The sequence below is a fragment of the Maribacter spongiicola genome (genome assembly GCF_052119685.1).
In the GTDB taxonomy this organism is placed as follows: Bacteria; Bacteroidota; Bacteroidia; order Flavobacteriales; family Flavobacteriaceae; genus Maribacter; species Maribacter spongiicola_A.
In genome coordinates, this window is the sequence record NZ_JBGQOO010000001.1 from 115,481 (window position 1) to 133,790 (window position 18,310).

Annotated in this window: 17 protein-coding genes and 1 pseudogene; 7 read left to right on the forward strand and 11 right to left on the reverse strand. The window is 32.6% G+C overall.

From position 1 onward, the window contains the following. Window positions 1-5 precede the first annotated feature (5 nt). From ACEN2N_RS00415 to ACEN2N_RS00425, 3 genes and pseudogenes are all read right to left on the reverse strand, one after another. Window positions 6-1,022 (reverse strand): annotated as a pseudogene (locus tag ACEN2N_RS00415) (AI-2E family transporter); the annotation flags it as partial. A 145-nt stretch (window positions 1,023-1,167) separates the two neighbouring features. Beyond that, window positions 1,168-1,863, reverse strand: a complete 696-nt coding sequence (locus ACEN2N_RS00420) for a hypothetical protein (RefSeq protein WP_441822481.1) — start codon at window positions 1,861-1,863, stop codon at window positions 1,168-1,170. Window positions 1,864-2,036: 173 nt separating this feature from the next. Beyond that, window positions 2,037-2,402 (reverse strand): VOC family protein, encoded by a 366-nt coding sequence (locus ACEN2N_RS00425; RefSeq protein WP_441822482.1) that lies wholly within the window; start codon window positions 2,400-2,402, stop codon window positions 2,037-2,039. Between the two features lie 189 nt (window positions 2,403-2,591). Here ACEN2N_RS00425 and ACEN2N_RS00430 point away from each other — a divergent pair, with 189 nt between their 5' ends. After that, the gene (locus ACEN2N_RS00430; RefSeq protein ID WP_441822483.1) at window positions 2,592-3,398 is read left to right on the forward strand and encodes a universal stress protein; all 807 of its coding nucleotides are present in this window, start codon (window positions 2,592-2,594) and stop codon (window positions 3,396-3,398) included. Window positions 3,399-3,437: 39 nt separating this feature from the next. Here the strand turns inward: ACEN2N_RS00430 and ACEN2N_RS00435 are convergent, their stop codons facing one another. Continuing rightward, window positions 3,438-3,920, reverse strand: coding sequence for a hypothetical protein (locus tag ACEN2N_RS00435; RefSeq protein WP_441822484.1), 483 nt, complete (start codon window positions 3,918-3,920; stop codon window positions 3,438-3,440). An 18-nt stretch (window positions 3,921-3,938) separates the two neighbouring features. Next, a complete protein-coding gene (locus ACEN2N_RS00440) occupies window positions 3,939-4,343 on the reverse strand; it encodes a hypothetical protein (RefSeq protein WP_441822485.1) in 405 nt (134 codons plus the stop codon). A gap of 130 nt (window positions 4,344-4,473) precedes the next feature. Here ACEN2N_RS00440 and ftsH point away from each other — a divergent pair, with 130 nt between their 5' ends. The 4 genes from ftsH (at window position 4,474) to ACEN2N_RS00460 (ending at window position 11,423) form a co-directional block, all read left to right on the forward strand. Beyond that, complete coding sequence (gene ftsH, locus ACEN2N_RS00445; RefSeq protein WP_441822486.1) at window positions 4,474-6,432, forward strand: ATP-dependent zinc metalloprotease FtsH; 1,959 nt, start codon at window positions 4,474-4,476, stop codon at window positions 6,430-6,432. 66 nt (window positions 6,433-6,498) lie between these two features. After that, entirely contained in the window at window positions 6,499-6,891 is a 393-nt protein-coding gene (locus ACEN2N_RS00450; RefSeq protein WP_441822487.1) for a hypothetical protein, read from the forward strand. A gap of 139 nt (window positions 6,892-7,030) precedes the next feature. Further along, window positions 7,031-10,075, forward strand: coding sequence for a CheR family methyltransferase (locus tag ACEN2N_RS00455; RefSeq protein WP_441822488.1), 3,045 nt, complete (start codon window positions 7,031-7,033; stop codon window positions 10,073-10,075). A gap of 67 nt (window positions 10,076-10,142) precedes the next feature. Next, the gene (locus ACEN2N_RS00460) at window positions 10,143-11,423 is read left to right on the forward strand and encodes a PAS domain-containing sensor histidine kinase (protein WP_441822489.1); all 1,281 of its coding nucleotides are present in this window, start codon (window positions 10,143-10,145) and stop codon (window positions 11,421-11,423) included. A 76-nt stretch (window positions 11,424-11,499) separates the two neighbouring features. Here the strand turns inward: ACEN2N_RS00460 and ACEN2N_RS00465 are convergent, their stop codons facing one another. The 3 genes from ACEN2N_RS00465 to ACEN2N_RS00475 form a co-directional block, all read right to left on the reverse strand. Further along, the gene (locus tag ACEN2N_RS00465) at window positions 11,500-12,195 is read right to left on the reverse strand and encodes a hypothetical protein (RefSeq protein ID WP_441822490.1); all 696 of its coding nucleotides are present in this window, start codon (window positions 12,193-12,195) and stop codon (window positions 11,500-11,502) included. 270 nt (window positions 12,196-12,465) lie between these two features. Next, window positions 12,466-12,972: a hypothetical protein gene (locus tag ACEN2N_RS00470; RefSeq protein ID WP_441822491.1), complete on the reverse strand. Its 507-nt coding sequence runs from the start codon at window positions 12,970-12,972 to the stop codon at window positions 12,466-12,468. A gap of 194 nt (window positions 12,973-13,166) precedes the next feature. Next, the gene (locus ACEN2N_RS00475; RefSeq protein WP_441822492.1) at window positions 13,167-13,616 is read right to left on the reverse strand and encodes a hypothetical protein; all 450 of its coding nucleotides are present in this window, start codon (window positions 13,614-13,616) and stop codon (window positions 13,167-13,169) included. A 156-nt stretch (window positions 13,617-13,772) separates the two neighbouring features. On the opposite strand from ACEN2N_RS00475, the gene ACEN2N_RS00480 reads away from it, so the two are divergent. Then, window positions 13,773-14,618 (forward strand): universal stress protein, encoded by an 846-nt coding sequence (locus tag ACEN2N_RS00480; protein ID WP_441822493.1) that lies wholly within the window; start codon window positions 13,773-13,775, stop codon window positions 14,616-14,618. On the opposite strand, the gene ACEN2N_RS00485 is transcribed toward ACEN2N_RS00480, so the two are convergent. Further along, complete coding sequence (locus ACEN2N_RS00485; RefSeq protein ID WP_441822494.1) at window positions 14,589-15,527, reverse strand: SDR family NAD(P)-dependent oxidoreductase; 939 nt, start codon at window positions 15,525-15,527, stop codon at window positions 14,589-14,591. The genes ACEN2N_RS00480 and ACEN2N_RS00485 overlap by 30 nt on opposite strands. 4 nt (window positions 15,528-15,531) lie before the next feature. After that, window positions 15,532-16,551 (reverse strand): quinone oxidoreductase family protein, encoded by a 1,020-nt coding sequence (locus ACEN2N_RS00490; protein WP_441822495.1) that lies wholly within the window; start codon window positions 16,549-16,551, stop codon window positions 15,532-15,534. 118 nt (window positions 16,552-16,669) lie between these two features. Here ACEN2N_RS00490 and ACEN2N_RS00495 point away from each other — a divergent pair, with 118 nt between their 5' ends. After that, on the forward strand, window positions 16,670-17,479 hold the full coding sequence (locus tag ACEN2N_RS00495; RefSeq protein ID WP_441822496.1) for a GIN domain-containing protein: 810 nt from the start codon (window positions 16,670-16,672) through the stop codon (window positions 17,477-17,479). A 23-nt stretch (window positions 17,480-17,502) separates the two neighbouring features. Here ACEN2N_RS00495 and ACEN2N_RS00500 read toward each other — a convergent pair whose 3' ends face one another. Beyond that, a complete protein-coding gene (locus ACEN2N_RS00500) occupies window positions 17,503-18,258 on the reverse strand; it encodes a BRO-N domain-containing protein (RefSeq protein ID WP_441822497.1) in 756 nt (251 codons plus the stop codon). Window positions 18,259-18,310: the final 52 nt, after the last annotated feature.

The following is an 18,310-nucleotide window of genomic DNA, read 5'->3' on the forward strand; positions in this document are numbered from 1 at the left end:
ATTTGTCAGAAATTTTTCTTCTCTTTTCCTTCTTTAAAAAAAAGGTTAAAAAACCTATATTTTTCATCATCAAATCGTTCTAAAAAAATATCCTTTTTACGCAACAAACCATCTTCCATAAGATAACTCAAGGGCTTGAACATATCATAAGTTCTAAATATTTCTTTTGACATTGCTAATATGGGCAAGGCCAAAATCATACCGGCAATACCCCATAAAACACCCCCTATAAAAAGCCCTAAAATCACGAATAATGGGTTAATTCTAACGCTGGCTCCCATAACATTTGGTGAAATTAGATTCCCTTCTAATTGTTGCACTATAAGATATAGGGTAATGACTGCAATTGGCTGCCAAAAATTATCAGAAATCATAAACATATAAACTACGGGTAAAACACCACCTATAGATGTGCCTATATAGGGTATAATTTCAAGAAAACCAGCTAAAAATCCCCAAAAAAATGGATAAGGAACTCCTATCAACCAAAGTCCGCCACCTATTAATAACCCTAAAATTAGAACGATCAAACCTTGCCCTAGCATATATCGTTTTGCTAAATATTGGACATTTTTGAATAGTTGATCAAGCCTATTTCTATTCTCTTTATTAGATTGTGCCAACAGAAAATTTTTGAATGCGGTACTGTAAAGTAGCATAAAATAAGTTATAACTACAATGAGTACCAAGTGCGCTAATACCGTTGAAGTAGACTGCAGGCTTCCTCTAATAATATCAATTGAAAAATCAGAAACGGCCAAAATATTTTCTGAAATCCAACTAGCTGTTGTATCTGCCTCTAGATTGAATTTTTGGTCGAACGATTCTGAAAACACGATCATCATTTCAGAAAGTCTGTCCTGAACCGATGGTAGTTTACCAAATAGAATTCTAGTTTGATTGAAGAAGAAAAAAATTAGAACAAACAGAGGTGCAACAGCTAAAACATAAGACGTAAATATTGCTAAAATCCTATTACTGAATTTGCTCTCAAAATAAGTTACTATGGGCTTTAACATTAGGGCAAAAAAAAACTAAAAACTAAGGGTATAATAATCACCTTGGCGGCAATTAACATCCAAACGCATAGGGTTATGGAAAATAAAAAATAAAAAGTATTAGCTAAATTGAGAGTGTATTTTTGCATAGGTTAAAATGATTTAGAATTTATACTAACCTAAATCTTTCCTTGACCTTGAATATAATTCTATCAACAAATTCTAATGGCACATCTAATATTTCAGCAATAGTTTTTAAGTCTTGATTACCAAAAACTAGTAACTCTACTACGGTTTTACTTCTTTCTGGTATGGTTGAATACAATACCCATAATAACTTTCTTTTCTCAACAGATAACAATGCGGCTTCATCTAGCCCCAATTTATGTACCAACTGTCTTTCTAATGGTTCATATAAGAAAATGTTGTCTAACCAACCTTTATTTTGAACGTATGAAATGTCATCTAATTCTTCGAACATTATGCGGTCTCCATCACCGTCTGTAGTGAATTTTTCATTTAAAGATTTTAATTCAGCCTTCAATAGAGAATGATAGGTAATATCATCTGGCACTTCTTGAGATTTTATCGCTTCTAGTTTATTGATTCCCGCTCTAAAAAGTAATCGTTGAAATTCAGATATATCAGTAATTAAAGAATAATTTTCGTAAATCTCTATATAGATTTCATCAAGAATTTCATCGGCTTTATAATAGCCTTTATCAAGATTACCTTGGTTTTCTGCAGCCTTTAAACTACCGTGAATAAATTCTTTTAATTCATAATTAAAATCTTCCAATTTTTTATAAAATTGTTGAAAGTCATATTCTAGATTGTCGGTAAATATATCTTTGGTCTTTGCCATATAAGTCAAGTCTTATAATTTCATTATATTAATTCTTTAAGTTGTCGGATATAGTAACAACCTATTATTTTAAAACTACATCTAATAAAAGAGGTTGAAAATGACTTAGGTCAGTGAAGTGTAACTGTATCAAATTTCCTTGATAAACTTATATTATGCGGCGAATCTGATTATTAATTCACCATTTCCATTAACCCAAAAATATTTCCCTCGGTATCCTTACACCTTGCTATAAATCCTTTATTGTCAATTATTGATTTTGAATCAACGATTTCACCCCCTAATTCCTTAACTTTTGCAATAGCTTCATCAATTGAATCAACCTCGATAAAATTGGTAATTTGTTGTTCACTTTCTTGTCTTTTAGCAATACCGCCTCCTACTCCTTTTTCTCCGGTATTAGCTAGGGTTTCAATTAAATAATATTCCGTTGGTCCTTTAGGGAATTTTTCTATTTTCCAACCAAATAAATTTTCATAAAAACTTTTGGCCCTTAGCACGTCTTCTGCAGAAATATTAAAATGAATTATTGAAGCCATCTTATTAATTTTAGGTGTAATGCTATTTTTTTACTGATGATAAAATTGACGAATACCTTCTTGTCTTAAAATGATGAAGATCATTTCACTTCGGTTTTAATGTAATAAGTAAGATGTTATACAGAACCAGCTGATCAAAATCATGGTTTTACATAACTGACCTAGTTACTTTTAAAAAAATTGAAGACCATGCACAGTATACTACTACCTACAGATTTTTCAAAAAACTCGCATAATGCCATTGATTATGCCATTTATCTTTTTGAACGTGAACAATGCACATTTTATCTATTACATGCATATTACCTAGTACCATCTGAAACAGGTACCAAATTTGATGCAAGTATAGAATTAGATTCAATGTATAAAAAACTAGAAGCTACAAAAAGTGATAAACATACTTTTGAAACTATTCTGGTATCTGATACAGCTCTAGGCGCTATAGATAGAGCAATTTTTGAAAAAGATATTCAATTCGTTTTTATGGGTACCACCGGTTTTTCTGCCGTACAAGATGTATTTATGGGCAGCGTTACCACAAGTGTGTTAAAGAATATAAACAGCAGCACAATTATAGCTGTACCCGGTGAATATGATTATGATATACCCGATGATATTCTTTTTGCAAATGATTATAAACATACGTTCAAACCTGCAGAATTGTCCCCAATTATAAAAATAGCTTCACTATGGGGTTCGATAATAAACATTGTATACGTTAATTCTAAAAAGAAGCTTGAAAACGAACAAGAATCGAACAAAGAACTACTTGATCTATATTTAAAGAAAACCAAGCATCGTTTTATAAAGGTCAAGAAAAAGAGTTCTGTTACGGCAACCTTAAAAGATTTGGAAAAAGACTATAAAAATATTGGTATGGTCGTTTTTCTCAAAACTGAACACAGTTTTTTCAAAAAATTGATACGCGAACCAATTATTCGAAATATGAACTTTAAGACTGAAGTACCTATAATGATAATGCCTGTCTTAAAATAATTTTTAATGATTGCCGTAGATTATAAAAACTAAGATTAATCAATCTTTTTCTTTAGATTCTATAAGTCCAGGATGAAATCTTTTTAAGAACACATTTCTTGTAGAATCCATTCTTCGCATCATTTCTTCTATTTCTATAGGTTTTCTTTCCCAGCGATCAAAGAAATAATCGTCCCTGAAAAAATCTCGCATAAAAAGAGAATCGTTCTTTGGAAAAAATGAGAAATCATTTTCCCATTCAAAAGGTGTATTTTCTTTAAAATAAGATCTAAAAGAGCCCATTATACTATCTAAATTTACTTTAATAGAATCACCTTTAATATTAGTATATGAATAAGAGTATACAGAATCATATCTAATTAAATTGCCCTGTTCATCATATTCCCTATTAACATTCCACGAACGTTTAGGTTTAGGTGCATCAACCGAATCTTTTTCTATTTCATTGGTTATTGGTTCTTTTTCTTGACCCTTACACGCAGTAAACAGTAATACTAGTATTAAAATTAATTGAGTTTTCATTTTTTACATATTTATAGATTAATTTCTTCTTGAATTTGAGCGAGTAGCAGTTCTATTGCTTCTACCTCTCTTTGCATTATTTTCTTCATGATATCGACGAATATTTTCTTCATTATAATTACGAATACGCTCATACCGCGCTCTGTTTAAATCGACATGCCGGTATTTAGTGGGCAATACATTGCGCCTAACCCATACACCACCATCTAGGTAAATATATGTTCTGGCAGAGAGGTCATAATAAAAACTGTATTCAGGAAAATATACATACCTAACAACCTCCAAACGATTTGGATAGAACCATGATGGTGGTGGCTCTCCTATTCTACTTGATAATACTACGGGGCCACAACTGGCCAAGAATAATAAAATCAACAAGATTATAAATATCATCAATGATTTGTTCTCTTGGTTGCTATCCATCACTTTGAATTTTATACAACAAAAGAAGCCTAATATGCAGAGGTTGTAAATGACCTGAATCATTTTATGACCAATTCTATTGAAATAGTTTTGAGTCTATAATGAGTTAGAGAGCAATATTCTATAAGGAATGAAAAATTCGAATAATACAGAAGATAAGAATCAACACTACATAAATAGAAATACGAAACCACCGTATGGTGACTATGGCTATAGCTGGTTCTACATCATATTGTTTATACTAATGATTGTTTTTTATATAACGGTCTCAAGCACCAATAAAACTAGAGAGATAGGTTGGTCAACTTTTGAGCAAGAAATTTTGGCAGAACACGATGTAGCTAAGATTGTGGTCGTCAATAAAGAGGTTGCAGATATTTACATTAAACCCGAGCTTTTTGAAAAAGAAAAGTATAAATGGATTACCGATGGATTCTTTAATAACAAAATCGGTCCGCACTTTAGAATGAACATAGGGTCTGTAGAAACTTTTGAAAATAAATTACAACAGGCCCAACAAGATTTTTCTAAAGAAGAATTAATTGATGTACAATATAATAGCCAAACTTCCTGGACAAATATACTAGCTTGGTTATTGCCACTTGTCTTCATTATTTTTTTCTGGATTTATCTACTAAGAAGATTAGGAAGTGGAAATTCTGCAAGTGGTACATTATTTAATTTTGGAAAATCTACAGCTACCTTAACAGAGAAAGACACCAAAAGTAGTTTTACCTTTAATGACATAGCCGGTCTTAAAGAAGCCAAAGCCGAAGTAATGGAGGTGGTCGATTTTCTAAAGAACCCAGAAAGGTATACCAAGCTGGGCGCTAAAATTCCAAAAGGGGTAATGCTAGTTGGCCCTCCCGGAACAGGAAAAACGTTAATGGCCAAAGCAGTGGCAGGTGAAGCCCAGGTGCCTTTTTTCTCCATTTCTGGTTCTGAGTTTGTAGAAATGTTCGTTGGTGTCGGTGCTTCACGTGTTCGCGACCTGTTTAAAAAGGCGAAGGAAAAAGCCCCAAGCATTGTTTTTATCGACGAAATTGATGCCGTTGGTCGTTCTCGTGGAAAAATAAATGCCTTTCAAGCAAATGACGAAAGAGAAAGTACCTTAAATCAATTACTTACAGAACTTGATGGTTTTGGAAAAAACACCGGAGTTATCGTATTGGCGGCAACTAATCGCCCAGATGTTTTGGACAAGGCACTTTTACGACCCGGCCGCTTTGATCGCCATATTTACTTAGAACTACCAACAAAAGAAGAACGAGAAGAAATTTTCGGTGTACATCTACGCCCTTTAAAACTATCAAAGAATGTTGATAGCTCATTACTTGCCAAACTGAGCCCTGGTTTTTCTGGAGCAGATATTGCCAATATCTGCAATGAAGCAGCCTTAATTGCAGCCAGAAAGAACAAAAAAGAAGTAGAACCTGCAGATTTTATGGAAGCAAGAGATCGTGTAATTGGAGGATTAGAGCGAAAAAGCAAGATTATTTCGGCCAAAGAAAAAGAAATAGTAGCCTATCACGAAGCTGGTCATGCCGTTGCTAGTTGGTATTTAAAGCATGTAGATTCATTGTTTAAGGTTTCTATAATACCACGAGGAAAATCTTTAGGCGCTGCATGGTATTTACCCGAAGAGCGCCAAATAGTAACCAAAGCACAATTCATGGATCAAATTTGTGCATCATTGGGCGGTCGAGTAGCAGAAGAAATCATTTTTGACGAAATATCTACAGGTGCTTTAGACGATTTAGAAAAAGTTACTAAGCAAGCCTATGCAATGGTTGCCTATTATGGTTTGGATAAAGAAATAGGACCCATTAGTTTTTACGATTCTACTGGGCAAAACGAACATATACTAAGCAAACCATATAGTGAAGAAATGGCAAAACTTATAGATAAAGAAGTACAAGCATTAATTACTACTGCCTACGAGAGAACAAAAAATTTATTAGTAAAGCATAGAGTTAAACTTGAAAAACTAGCCAAACTCTTATTAAAACAAGAAGTGGTAGAAAAAGATAGTTTAGAACATTTGCTTGGCAAACGAGAATTAAAAGAATTAGTGGAAAAGCAACAATAACAAATGAAATTATAAAAGAATTAAAATCAATATTAGAACTAGAGAACTAATTTAAATACTAATGATATGAAAACAATAAACGAAGTACTAAGCAACGAAGATTTACATTTTGAACACAAACAATGGCATAGTGAACTTGCTTTCTGGGAAGATGAGTTAAAATCTTTCAAGAATCGATTAAGCGAATTAATTAATCGTTGGACAAACAAAGAAGTTTTAGCCCAGTTAGAACATTACCAAAATGAATTTATACTTCATGAAGGGATAATCGATAAACTTCAAGAAACTATAGAAAAACATGAAACTCGTATTGCAGGTCAGTCAAAAACAGGTCAAGAATCAATGGACACTGTGCTAACAAAAAAACATTTAGAATTTAGAAATCAGATGGAAACCCAACGACAAATCTATGCTGACCTAAAAAAAGAATTTTTTAAATTTCTTTCAAAATATATGTAATACAAGACTGTTAACAGTGTTATAAATAGGTTAATCATAAAATTAAAATTGACCTATTTATACTTTTGATAAATGATTTTTATCATTAAACATTTCGCTTTTTAAATATACCTTGTAAATAACCAAAATTAAATCAAGTATGTGCTTTTGCTTATATTTGGTAACCATCAATAAAGGTATAGTTAAAGAGATTATGGCCAAGAAAAATGCACCCATTCCAAAGAGTAGTAAAACAAATGCTCCTTTAAAAAAGAGTACCAATGAAAATTCGGAAAACAATTTTTTAATTGTTGGTATGGGTGCATCTGCCGGTGGCCTGGAGTCTTTCAATGAATTTTTTGAAATTATGCCAGAAAATTCAGGTATGGCCTTTGTTCTGGTACAACACTTAGATCCCACCCACAAAAGTCTAATGGTAGACTTGATAAAAAAGCATACCCAGATGATAATATCTGAGGTGGTGGATCACACAGAAGTACAACCCAACAATATCTATGTTATTCCGCCCAATAAAGACATGGCAATTTTTAATGGTATTTTACACCTTATGGATCCCACCCAAGCACGTGGATTTCGAAAGCCTATCGATTATTTCTTTCGTTCATTGGCAGAAGATCAAATGGATAAAGCCATTGGCATTGTACTATCTGGCACTGGTACCGAAGGTACATTAGGTTTAAAAAACATCAAAAATCAAGGTGGCCTCGCCATTGTGCAAGAACCAAAAAGCGCAAAATATGATGGTATGCCACGAAGTGTAATCGCAGCTAATGCCCACGACTTTATACTACCTGTAAAAGATATACCTCAAAAATTATTACAATACGCAAAGAATCGAAAATTCGGTACGAATAAAAAAAATTCCAATTTTGATTCAGCAAAAGAACATTTAGAAAAAGTTTTCATTTTATTACGAAACGAGACAGGATGTAATTTTGGGGATTATAAAAGCAGTACTGTTATTCGTAGAATTGATAAACGAATGGCTCTAAATCAAATAGATAAGCTAGAAAATTATGTTAAGTATCTACAAAAAGAACGTGATGAAGTATTAAAACTTTTTAATGAACTACTTATAGGGGTTACTGGTTTTTTTCGTGATCCAGAAGCATTTGAGGCTTTACGAAAAGCTATAATTACTGAGATATTAGATAAAAAGAAAGATGGCGAAACTATTCGTATTTGGGTAGCAGGCTGTTCAACCGGCGAAGAAGCTTATTCACTAGCTATACTTTTTGATGAAGAAATACGAAAAGGAACCAAAAAACTTAAAGTTCAAATATTCGCATCAGATTTAGACGTTAATGCAATAGGTTTGGCCAGACAAGGTGTTTATCCTGAAACTATTGCTGTAGATGTAGGTGCAGAACGTCTTTCACGTTATTTTCAAGGAGAAAAATCTACCTATAGAATTAAAAAAGAAATTCGCGATCAAATTATTTTTGCGGAACATAATCTAATAAAAGACCCTCCATTTTCTAAACAAGACTTGGTAAGTTGTAGAAACCTCTTGATCTATCTGAATCTAGAGGCCCAAAAAAGGGTATATACTATTTTTCATTATGCATTGAACACAGGTGCTTTGCTATTTTTAGGAAATTCAGAATCTTTAGGGGAGTTTGCCAACCTGTATTCTGTTATAGACCGAAAAAATAAAATTTTCAAACACAAAGATGTCATTAATAAAAAAATACCCGATATAACTCAACTATTTCATGAGCCTATACAAATTAACACAGAAAATTCAATCCCTATAAAAATACAACCACGTGAAAATTTATCAGGTATAACCGAACGACTTCTTTTGGCTACCTATGCACCCGCTTGCACTATTATTAATAATGAAGGTGATGCTGTATATTTCTCTGGTAATACGGGTAAATACCTACAACCGTCACCAGGCGAGGCTAGATTAAATATTGTTGAAATGGCGCGTGAAGGGCTCAAAACCGATCTGCGTGCACTGATTGTAAAGGCAAGAAAAAGTAAAAAAACAGAAGTTCGTAAAGGGGTAAATGTAAAAACGAACGGAAAATTCGAAACTATCACCCTAAAAATCAAACCATTTGAATCGCCAAAAAACTATGAAGGTTATTATATGATAACTTTTGAAGAAATGGCACAAGTAGAAGCAACAAGTATAGAACTGAAACCTATTCAAACACATGAAGTGTCTGAAATGTTTGCATTAGAACAAGAACTGACCGCTACTAAAGAATATTTACGTTCTACCATTGAAGAATTAGAAGTCTCGAACGAGGAGTTAAAATCAAGTAATGAAGAATTACAATCAAGTAATGAAGAACTACAAAGTACAAATGAAGAACTTGAAACCTCAAAAGAAGAATTACAAAGCGTAAATGAAGAAATTGTTACTATGAATACAGAGCTTTCATCAAAAATTGATGAACTGGCCCAGGCATATGATGACATGAACAATTTATTGGCAAGTACTGAAATAGGTACTATTTTTCTTGATGCTCAATTGAAAATTAAACGGTTTACCCCGCCGATGACTAAAATCATTAATCTGATACAAACAGATATAGGGCGCCCAATAAGTCATTTATCATCGAACCTATTCTATGATGGTCTTAGTAATGATGTAGAAAAGGTGTTGAATAAACTTATACCTATAACTACATCGGTTCAAAGTAGTGATGGCATTTGGTACAAAATGCAAATTTTACCCTACCGCACCTCTGAGAATATGATCGAAGGGGTGGTAATCACTTTTGTTGATATTACTAATGAAAAACAATTGACCGATGAGCTAAAAACTGCCAAAGAAAATTATGAGCATTTGTTAGAGATGTCAAGAACCATTGTCTATACCCAAGACAAAAATTTAATCTACACTACCATTGGTAATATTCAACCTAATTTTCAATTTGTAAAAATGATTGGAAAGAAAGACATTGATTTTTATTCGAAAGAAGATACAGCTAGGTTAGAAGAATTGAAACTGGAGGTTATAAAAAATAAAAAGGCTATTCGTAAAAATGTATCTCTAAATATTGGCAATACCGCTTATGTATATGATGTAATGATTAGACCGATTTTAAAGAATAATACGTTAGAAGGAATTGCTTGTACCCTAATTGACATAACAGAATTGCATGAAGCTGAAAAAAATATAGCAAAACTTAAAAAAAATTCAAATAATGGCCCTAAATCCAGTTAATAAAGCGTTACGAAAAAAGGCGGAAGCAGAGGTTAAAAGTACACCCCTATCTCCTTTAGACTTAACTATGGATAAGGTTAAAAGTTTAGTGCATGAACTTGAAGTACATCAAGTTGAACTTGAAATGCAGAATCAAGAATTACGCGAAACCCAACAACTGCTAGAAAAATCAAGAGACGAATATTCTGATCTCTTTGACCTTGCCCCAGTAGGCTATCTGATTATAAATGAGAAAGGGACTATTGTAAACATAAATCTAACTGCCTGTCATATGCTAGGTGTAGATCGTTTACAACTAAAAGGCAAACCATTTTCAGCATATTTAACGATTGGTGATGCAAACTCATTTTTTCTTAATCTAAGGCGGGCTTTTAGCACAGGCATTTTAGAAAATATTGAATTTATAATACACAGAAAAAACAAAACTAACTTTAACGCTCTATTAAGCGGTACAGTTGATCCCAACCCTAATGATAATAATCGTTTTTGTCGTATTGCCATGCAAGATATTACTGAAATTAGAAAAATGAAAATTTTGCAAGAACGGCATGAAGACCTAGAGAAAGAAAACATAAAAATTGAAAAATACAATCAAGAACTAGAGAAAGTAGTTTTGGAGAGAACCAAAGAATTGAGCGACGCACTTGAATCTGAAAAAGATATTAATGAAATGAAAAGCGCCTTTATCTCTATTGCTTCGCACGAACTACGCACTCCTGTAACAATTATTATGTCATCAGTAATTCTAATGGAGAAATTTAAAAATATTGGAGATTACAATAAACTAGACAAGCATATTCAGCGTATTAAATTAGCCACTACAAACTTCACTTCAATATTGGATGATTTTCTTTCTTTGGAAAAATTGGAAAAAGGTATTGTAAGAGTAAAAAAAGAGAGTTTTGACATATTAGATTTTACACGTATGCTGACATATGAAATGGAAAGCATTCTAAAACCAAAACAACAAATTTTATATTCGCACGAAGGAAACCCTTCTATCTTTCAGAATCAAAAAATTCTTCATAATATATTGGTCAACCTCTTGACCAATGCTATAAAATACTCAGAAACAGATGTAGTTTTAAATACAATAAATAGGAATGGAGAATTGACCATTTTAGTACAAGATAAAGGAATTGGAATACCTGTGGAAGAACAAAAAAACCTATTCAAACGATTTTTTAGAGCGGAGAACGTTAAAGATTTTCAAGGAACAGGATTGGGCTTAAGTATTGTAAAAAGATATGTAGAACTACTAAGTGGAAAGATAGAATATGTTAGTTCTCTAAGTAAAGGCAGTTTATTTAAAATACAATTACCAGAAAGAAACCCTCCAGTATTTTAAAACATTTCTTTTTTTAAAGAATCTACTAACGTAAAAAAAATATTCATTTATTGATTTAGAATAGATTAGTATATTTTTAATCAATAATCTCTTTTAAAGGAAAAATTCTTTCGTGATATGTACATGACTTAGAGAAAAGTAAGCCATCATCATAAATTCTTGCAAACTCTTTGGCTGTAGGTTTCAAGTAAATTTGAGTTTGAGTTCTTTCTGAGTCTTTTAGAAAATTAATAGTAGTAATAGAATCTAATTTTGCTAAATCTTCTGGCATTGTCGCTTTTGAAATTGTCAATAACCCATCACTACTTTGAGAAACAACTAAAACTTCCCAACTATCATTATTCAATTTAAAATTTAAAACAAGGTGACCTCTAAAGGTTTTTACAAGCTGTTTATCACTTATTGCAAAAATAGTATCGCGTAGTATTATTTGAGAAGTTATGGTATCGCCTTTTTCAGTAACTGGAAAGAAACCTTCCCAATCATTTACATATAGTTGGTCATTCACTAAATCCAAATCAGGGTCTGTCTCTATTTCTTGCAGCGTTGTTTTTATCAAAAACTCTTTACGCCTTACAAAAGCTTTATCATCTATGAATAAAGAAGCACTATCTACATTGCACCAGTATATTCCCCTATAAATATCAGGGATATTTGTCAGCGGATCGACAGTAACCGGTTGTGGATCGCCAAAAACAACAGAAGGCTGACAAGAACCTAAAATCATAATTAAAAAAATGACACCTAGACAATAATTTAGCCCCTTTTTCATTTGTCGATTTTTAAGTTAAAAAATTGATGCGTATAATTTAAAACTAAGGGTCATGATAATTTTTAAAAAAATAAAAAATAGACTTTTGCCTGTATAAAACCCTACAAGTATTATATAATTAAACCAAACATGACAAAAACTCCAATGATAAAATCTATGACTAATAAAACTATTAGAATAACCAACAATAACTTCTCAAATGTGACAGTATCTGATTTAATTCTTTTTGGTTTCATCATCTCATAATTTTCACGGTTCTTTCTTTCAAATTCACATTAGCAATTTGTTCAAGCGGTCAATTATATTATTTATATATAGAGGTACCTCACTTAATTTAGATTCGCCAGCAATAGCATCTACTCCATCCATAGTATAATCGCCATCTCCAGATGTGGTCAAAACAATAATTTTATTACTTTCATTACCATACTTTTCAATAAAAGATTGCACACTTAATGGTGGTTTCCAATTCTCCCAGGTATGTATTATAACCAACGCATTAAAATCATTTGGATCTATAACGTTCAAAGACTCAACGTCGACGACCTCAATATAGACCGAGTCAGATTTAAAATGATCAACAATACCACTAGTCACTTTATCTTTAAAATCACTTCCTTGGGTAGCAATCAATAACTTTTTTTCTAAAGTAGGTGCGTTAATGGTATAAGGGTTCACATCATCCATAGAATATTTGTATTGGTACCAAACAAGAAACAAAAAGAAGGCGACCATTACAGCTAAAATTCGATATAGTATTTTTTTAAAACGCTTCATTTTTTGTTTTTTAGATGGGTATTATTTTAAAATAATCTTCACTACACTACATACTTCTATATTTTTGATTTGCTGAATTAAAATGAAAATCTACCATGAGTTTTCAACACAATAAACACCTTTAATTTAATCGTATGATTATGATGTTTCTCTTGCTATGTAAAGACATTACTTCCTATTTATGTAAAAAAGAACTATCCTTTAATAATATCTGAAAGTTCTTCACTTTCCATTACATATTCAGTAAGCTTAAAAGTCTCTTTTCTATTTAATCTAAAAGATTTAACAAAGCGTACTATCTCCTCTTCTAAGTGTTCATGCTCTGTAATAATTATACTTGCATCTTTTTTATTGGGATCTTCCACTAAAAGGCCCAACCTATTTCTATGCCTATCTACTTTCTCAAGTAAATCATGAACCTTAGTATTAGTTTCTTGTAAGCCTATTTTTAACTCTTTAATCATTTGTAAGTTTTCTGGCTTTGTCAGCCAAATGATATATTTGTCTATTAGATGATTCAAGAACATAAGGTCATCCCTATAAAATTCAAGATCAGATACCCAGTGTTTGGTCAAAACATAAAGCTCGTCCCAAGGGCCATTTTCTAAAAATTTCAAATCGGTATTATAGTCTAAATCACTCATCATTTACAATTTAATCGCTATCATGTAAATCTATAAGAGAAATATCCTGCAAGAAATGATCTAAATCATTAGCATAAAAAACCAGTTATGACCTTCATCATTTCTTTTAATAAGTGGCAACCTTAGATTCATACCTACAAACTAAAATCTATTGTCATGAAGACTATTCTATATGCTACCGATTATTCAGAAAATTCCGTTTCGGCGTTACGGGTTGCATATATTTTAGCTAAAAAATTCAATGCCAAATTGATCATTGTTCATGTTTTTGAAATGCCCATATCAATTGCCAGCACAGTAACGCTAACCTACTTGAAAAAAGAAAAAAAACATTATGTTAAAAATCGCAATATGTTGAAAAACTTTTTTGCACAACATATAGACGAACCGATCAAGGATCTAAATATAAGTTTTGTCGTTGATGAAGAAAATTCGGTGTCGAACAGTCTTTTAGAAAAAGCCGTTAAATTTAGCGCAGACCTGATATGTGTTGGAGCCAAGGGAACAAACGCGGTTAAAGAGTTTCTATTGGGAAATACAGCAATTTCGCTTCTAAAAAAATCTCCTTGTACATTAATCGTGGTACCTAAAGGCAGTGAAAAAATACAATTCAATAAAATGATCTACGCTACAGATTTTGAGTCTGCAGATATTTTTGCTATCAATAAATTGGCGAAGATTGCTAATAAATTCGATGCGCAAATTCGAGTGGTACATATAACTACAGGAAAGGATAACGAAGTAGAGGCTCAAATGGAATGGTTTAAAGAAGACGTAAGAGCAAAAGTAGACTATGCCAAAATAGAATTTGACCTGGTCTTTTCAGAAAAATTTTTAGAAGACCTGTTATGGTACCTTGAAAATACCAAAGCTGATGTATTGGCCATGTTAGAACGAAAAGAAAATACTTTTTACAATAAATATTTTCATTCAGACCTGGTAAAAACAATGGTAAAAAAAAGTACCGTTCCTTTAATAAGTTTTAATGTTGGGGGACTTTAAAACCGTCTTTACCTTACCTTCTACCCCAGTAATAATTTCTTGATATTGGTTATTTACCTGAGCAATTTCATTTACTTTTTCACCACCAATCAAGGTATACTGGCTTTTTATTTTTTCACGATTAAGCCAGATCAACCAATTACTGAATATGGGAAAATAACGAAATATAAAATTGGCTAAATTACCCAATCCTGTTAACGTTATTCTTTTTTTCCTTTTTTCAATCATTATACGAATACTCTTCGCCACAGATTCTGCAGTGGCCAATCGCAAATTGTTACGTTTAGGTAAATACACAAGTGAACCATCAACGTCTAAAATTTTTTTATCCGGATCGTTTTGAGTGAATCCCACAAAGGCAATTCCAACATGAATACCAAAATCATATAACTCTATTCTTAATGCTTCTGACAGGGCTGCTTGAGCCATTTTAGAAGCACTGTAAGCGGAATTGAAAGGCATTCCTCTAAAACCGGCCACGCTATTTATAAAAATAACATGACCTTTTGTTTCTTTTAGAAAGGGTATTGCATATTTACTTAAGTGGGCGGCACCGGTAAAATTAGTTTCAGAAAGAATAGTAAAATTTTTATCTGCAGAATGCTCAATAGAACCCCTACTACTCATGCCGGCGTTATTCACCAAAATATCTAGTTGACCATAAATACTTATGGTCTGCTCAACCAAAAACTTGCATTTATCTTGATCCCGAATGTCTGCAATTACTGACTTCACCTTAAAACCGTTAGTAGAAAAGTCATTTTTTGTACGTAATAACTTTTCATGATCACGCCCATTTAAAATTACTTTTGCACCTTGCTGAACCAACTCCCAAGCAATTGCCTTACCTATACCCATACTAGAGCCGCTTACCAAAGCCACTTTATTTTTTAAGTAATTGTTCTTCATAGCATTACCATTTTATAACAATTTTACCCATTGATTTTCGAGATTCTAAAAATACGTGAGCCTCTGCAAGTTGTTCAACTTGATATTCTCCACCAATATGTGGCTTAAGAATTTTTGCTTCTGTCAAGCGAATGACCTCTTGCATAACCTTTGCAATTTTATTTGGATTTTCTTCTGCAACTTTCAACATATTAATTCCTATCATTCCCTTAGAACCACTCAAAAATTGAATTGGATGATATAACCCGAATTGCCAAAGCACACGTAATTTTCCGAATATGGTTTTAGTCTTATTCATACTAGAAACACCAAAAGAAAATACCCTGCCACCAGCCCCAAGCAACCGATAATCTTTTTTAACCGACAACCCGCCAACTGGATCAAAAACCGCATCTAACCCTTTATTCTTCATTACATTACCAACCACTTTTTCAAAATCATTTATTCGGTAATTTATTGGGTATTGCACACCATTACTCTTTAGATAAGCTACTTTTTCTTGAGAACCGCAAGTGCCAAAAACGACACACTTTTTAAGCAATGCCATTTGTACAAGTGCCGTTCCTACCCCACCGGCTGCTGCATGTATAAGTACACTGTCTTTTTCTTGTAAATTGGCCATATTATGACTTAAAAAATATGCTGTACTATACTGGGTAGCCAGAGCAACAGCAACACCTGCAGAGAAAGAATCAGGTATTTTATGTACAACATCTATGTCTGCCAATGCAAATTCTGCGTATCCACCAAACTTGGTCAATGCAACAACCCTGTCGCCAAGCTTTACATGGTCTACCATTGCACCAATTTCTTCAATTTTACCTACCACATCATATCCTAAAATAGCAGGTAATGTAGGTGCAGCTTTATAGAGACCTAAACGCGCCATAACATCTGCAAAATTTAAACCGAAGGCCTCAACTTTTATTAATACTTGATTTGGTTTAGGGCGGGGTTTAACGGCCATCCTTATTTCAAAAGCCTTTTCGGCATTTCCATATTTAATAAGATACGCTGCCTTCATACATATTTAAATTTTTAAAAGATTAATTTATAGCCTTTTACAATCGTTTGTTATGACTAGGGTCATTTTTAAATAATGTAATACAACATAGATTATAGGTTCATATAATCTATTAACCATGAAAAGAACAATATGCTTTGTTACGATGTTATGTTTCTTTAGGGTAGTTGCACAAGACAGTAAAACCTTTAGTACCTATATGACCTTAGATGACTTAAAAACAATAGAGATACATGATAATCTTTGTGTAACACTATACCCTACTTACTTCAATGGTTTACAGGTGAAAGGAAACCGAAGTTTGAAGGATATTATTAAATGGAATTACCAAAATAGCACTCTAAAAGTATTTACCGTACAAGAAAATATGTTTGCCAGCTCTATAGAAATTATATTATACGTTAGTGAACCTAAAAATATAATACTATCAGAAAAGGCTTCTATAGAAGCTAATGACAAAGTAATTTCAAATAATTTAACGCTATATTCTTTGGGCGATTCAACCTATGACCTTATTGTAGATTGTTCAGATTTTCAATTGATATCAGACATAGCCGGTACGGGCAATTTATCTATAAATGCTCAAAATGTAAAAATTGATGCAAAAGGTACTTCTGCAGCTTCAATGAAAATTATTGCAGATAAAGTGATTGTAAATCAAGCAGACAAAAGTATGATTAGCATAAAAGGAAAAGCTAAATCATTAAGTGCGACCATTGAGAATAAAGCAAAATTATCTGCGTGGGCACTATTGGCTAAAGACGTGTACCTACACACATTAAATTCTGAAGATACCGAGGTATTTGCAGCTGATCGTTTTAAAATAAATGGTCAAGGCAGTGGTAAAATATACGTTACCGGCAACCCAAAACAAATTGATACTATACTTCTGAACAAAAGAACCAAGATTATCTATGGTTCGAAATGATATTTTTTAAAGAAAATAAAAAGCTATTTCAATATTAATTTAGGCAAATATGCCAAAGCCTTCATATCTCTACTCTTAAAATAGTTGTAGGCATAATTAGGAAGCCATACAGCATCAATAAAATCAATAAAAACAGGAAGCAAGTAATTTGGATATTGTCTCGCTTCTATTTCCCTACCATTGGGCAGTCGATGTTTATAAATTTTATAATTGTTTCTTTTTTCGGGATGCTTTTCTTTTAAATATTCGTCAAAATAATTGGCTACACTAATATCTGGTCGCATTTCTTTACCATTAAACGCCCTACTTGGCAGGGTATAACCTTCGTGTTCAAATCGACCATATAAACGAATAAACAATTCGCTCAACACAGAAAAATACCCCTTATCTACCCTATTCCAATTATCGTTAAAACGAATAACAAAGTTTGGTATTTCTAGACGTTTTGTGGTATAATATCCCTGAACTCTAAGTAAGGGTAATATATGGTTGGTTATCCATTTTCGAAATTTATGGGCATTATCGGTATCGCTTCTTAAAATCAACGCGTACAACCCACTTTCTGAAATTAAGTTCATTGATTTCAAGCTACCATCCCTATAAATTTCGGTGAAATTTCGTTCATCTTCATCTAAAATTTCTAATACCTTAACTGGATCGTTAAGGGCCAACATTTGAGTAACATCATCGGCTATAAACCAAATTTGATTATCAATCTCCACAGAGGCCAGTTGTTGAAAGTAATTTAGTTCTTCTTGCTGTAAACTAGTATCTAGCATAATATACTTTTTATGTTAAACACTAAGTTACGTTCAACAATACAGCGCTACC

Bases quoted from the DNA above. Each gene is read 5' to 3' on its own strand.
- ACEN2N_RS00450 (WP_441822487.1), top strand. From the start codon at position 6,499: ATGAAAACAATAAACGAAGTACTAAGCAACGAAGATTTACATTTTGAA.
- ACEN2N_RS00460 (WP_441822489.1), top strand. From the start codon at position 10,143: ATGGATAAGGTTAAAAGTTTAGTGCATGAACTTGAAGTACATCAAGTT.
- ACEN2N_RS00485 (WP_441822494.1), bottom strand. From the start codon at position 15,527: ATGAAGAACAATTACTTAAAAAATAAAGTGGCTTTGGTAAGCGGCTCT.
- ACEN2N_RS00500 (WP_441822497.1), bottom strand. From the start codon at position 18,258: ATGCTAGATACTAGTTTACAGCAAGAAGAACTAAATTACTTTCAACAA.
- ACEN2N_RS00420 (WP_441822481.1), bottom strand. From the start codon at position 1,863: ATGGCAAAGACCAAAGATATATTTACCGACAATCTAGAATATGACTTT.
- ACEN2N_RS00465 (WP_441822490.1), bottom strand. From the start codon at position 12,195: ATGAAAAAGGGGCTAAATTATTGTCTAGGTGTCATTTTTTTAATTATG.
- ACEN2N_RS00455 (WP_441822488.1), top strand. From the start codon at position 7,031: ATGTGCTTTTGCTTATATTTGGTAACCATCAATAAAGGTATAGTTAAA.
- ACEN2N_RS00425 (WP_441822482.1), bottom strand. From the start codon at position 2,402: ATGGCTTCAATAATTCATTTTAATATTTCTGCAGAAGACGTGCTAAGG.
- ACEN2N_RS00490 (WP_441822495.1), bottom strand. From the start codon at position 16,551: ATGAAGGCAGCGTATCTTATTAAATATGGAAATGCCGAAAAGGCTTTT.
- ACEN2N_RS00440 (WP_441822485.1), bottom strand. From the start codon at position 4,343: ATGGATAGCAACCAAGAGAACAAATCATTGATGATATTTATAATCTTG.
- ACEN2N_RS00495 (WP_441822496.1), top strand. From the start codon at position 16,670: ATGAAAAGAACAATATGCTTTGTTACGATGTTATGTTTCTTTAGGGTA.
- ACEN2N_RS00480 (WP_441822493.1), top strand. From the start codon at position 13,773: ATGAAGACTATTCTATATGCTACCGATTATTCAGAAAATTCCGTTTCG.
- ACEN2N_RS00430 (WP_441822483.1), top strand. From the start codon at position 2,592: ATGCACAGTATACTACTACCTACAGATTTTTCAAAAAACTCGCATAAT.
- ACEN2N_RS00435 (WP_441822484.1), bottom strand. From the start codon at position 3,920: ATGAAAACTCAATTAATTTTAATACTAGTATTACTGTTTACTGCGTGT.
- ftsH (WP_441822486.1), top strand. From the start codon at position 4,474: ATGAAAAATTCGAATAATACAGAAGATAAGAATCAACACTACATAAAT.
- ACEN2N_RS00470 (WP_441822491.1), bottom strand. From the start codon at position 12,972: ATGAAGCGTTTTAAAAAAATACTATATCGAATTTTAGCTGTAATGGTC.
- ACEN2N_RS00475 (WP_441822492.1), bottom strand. From the start codon at position 13,616: ATGAGTGATTTAGACTATAATACCGATTTGAAATTTTTAGAAAATGGC.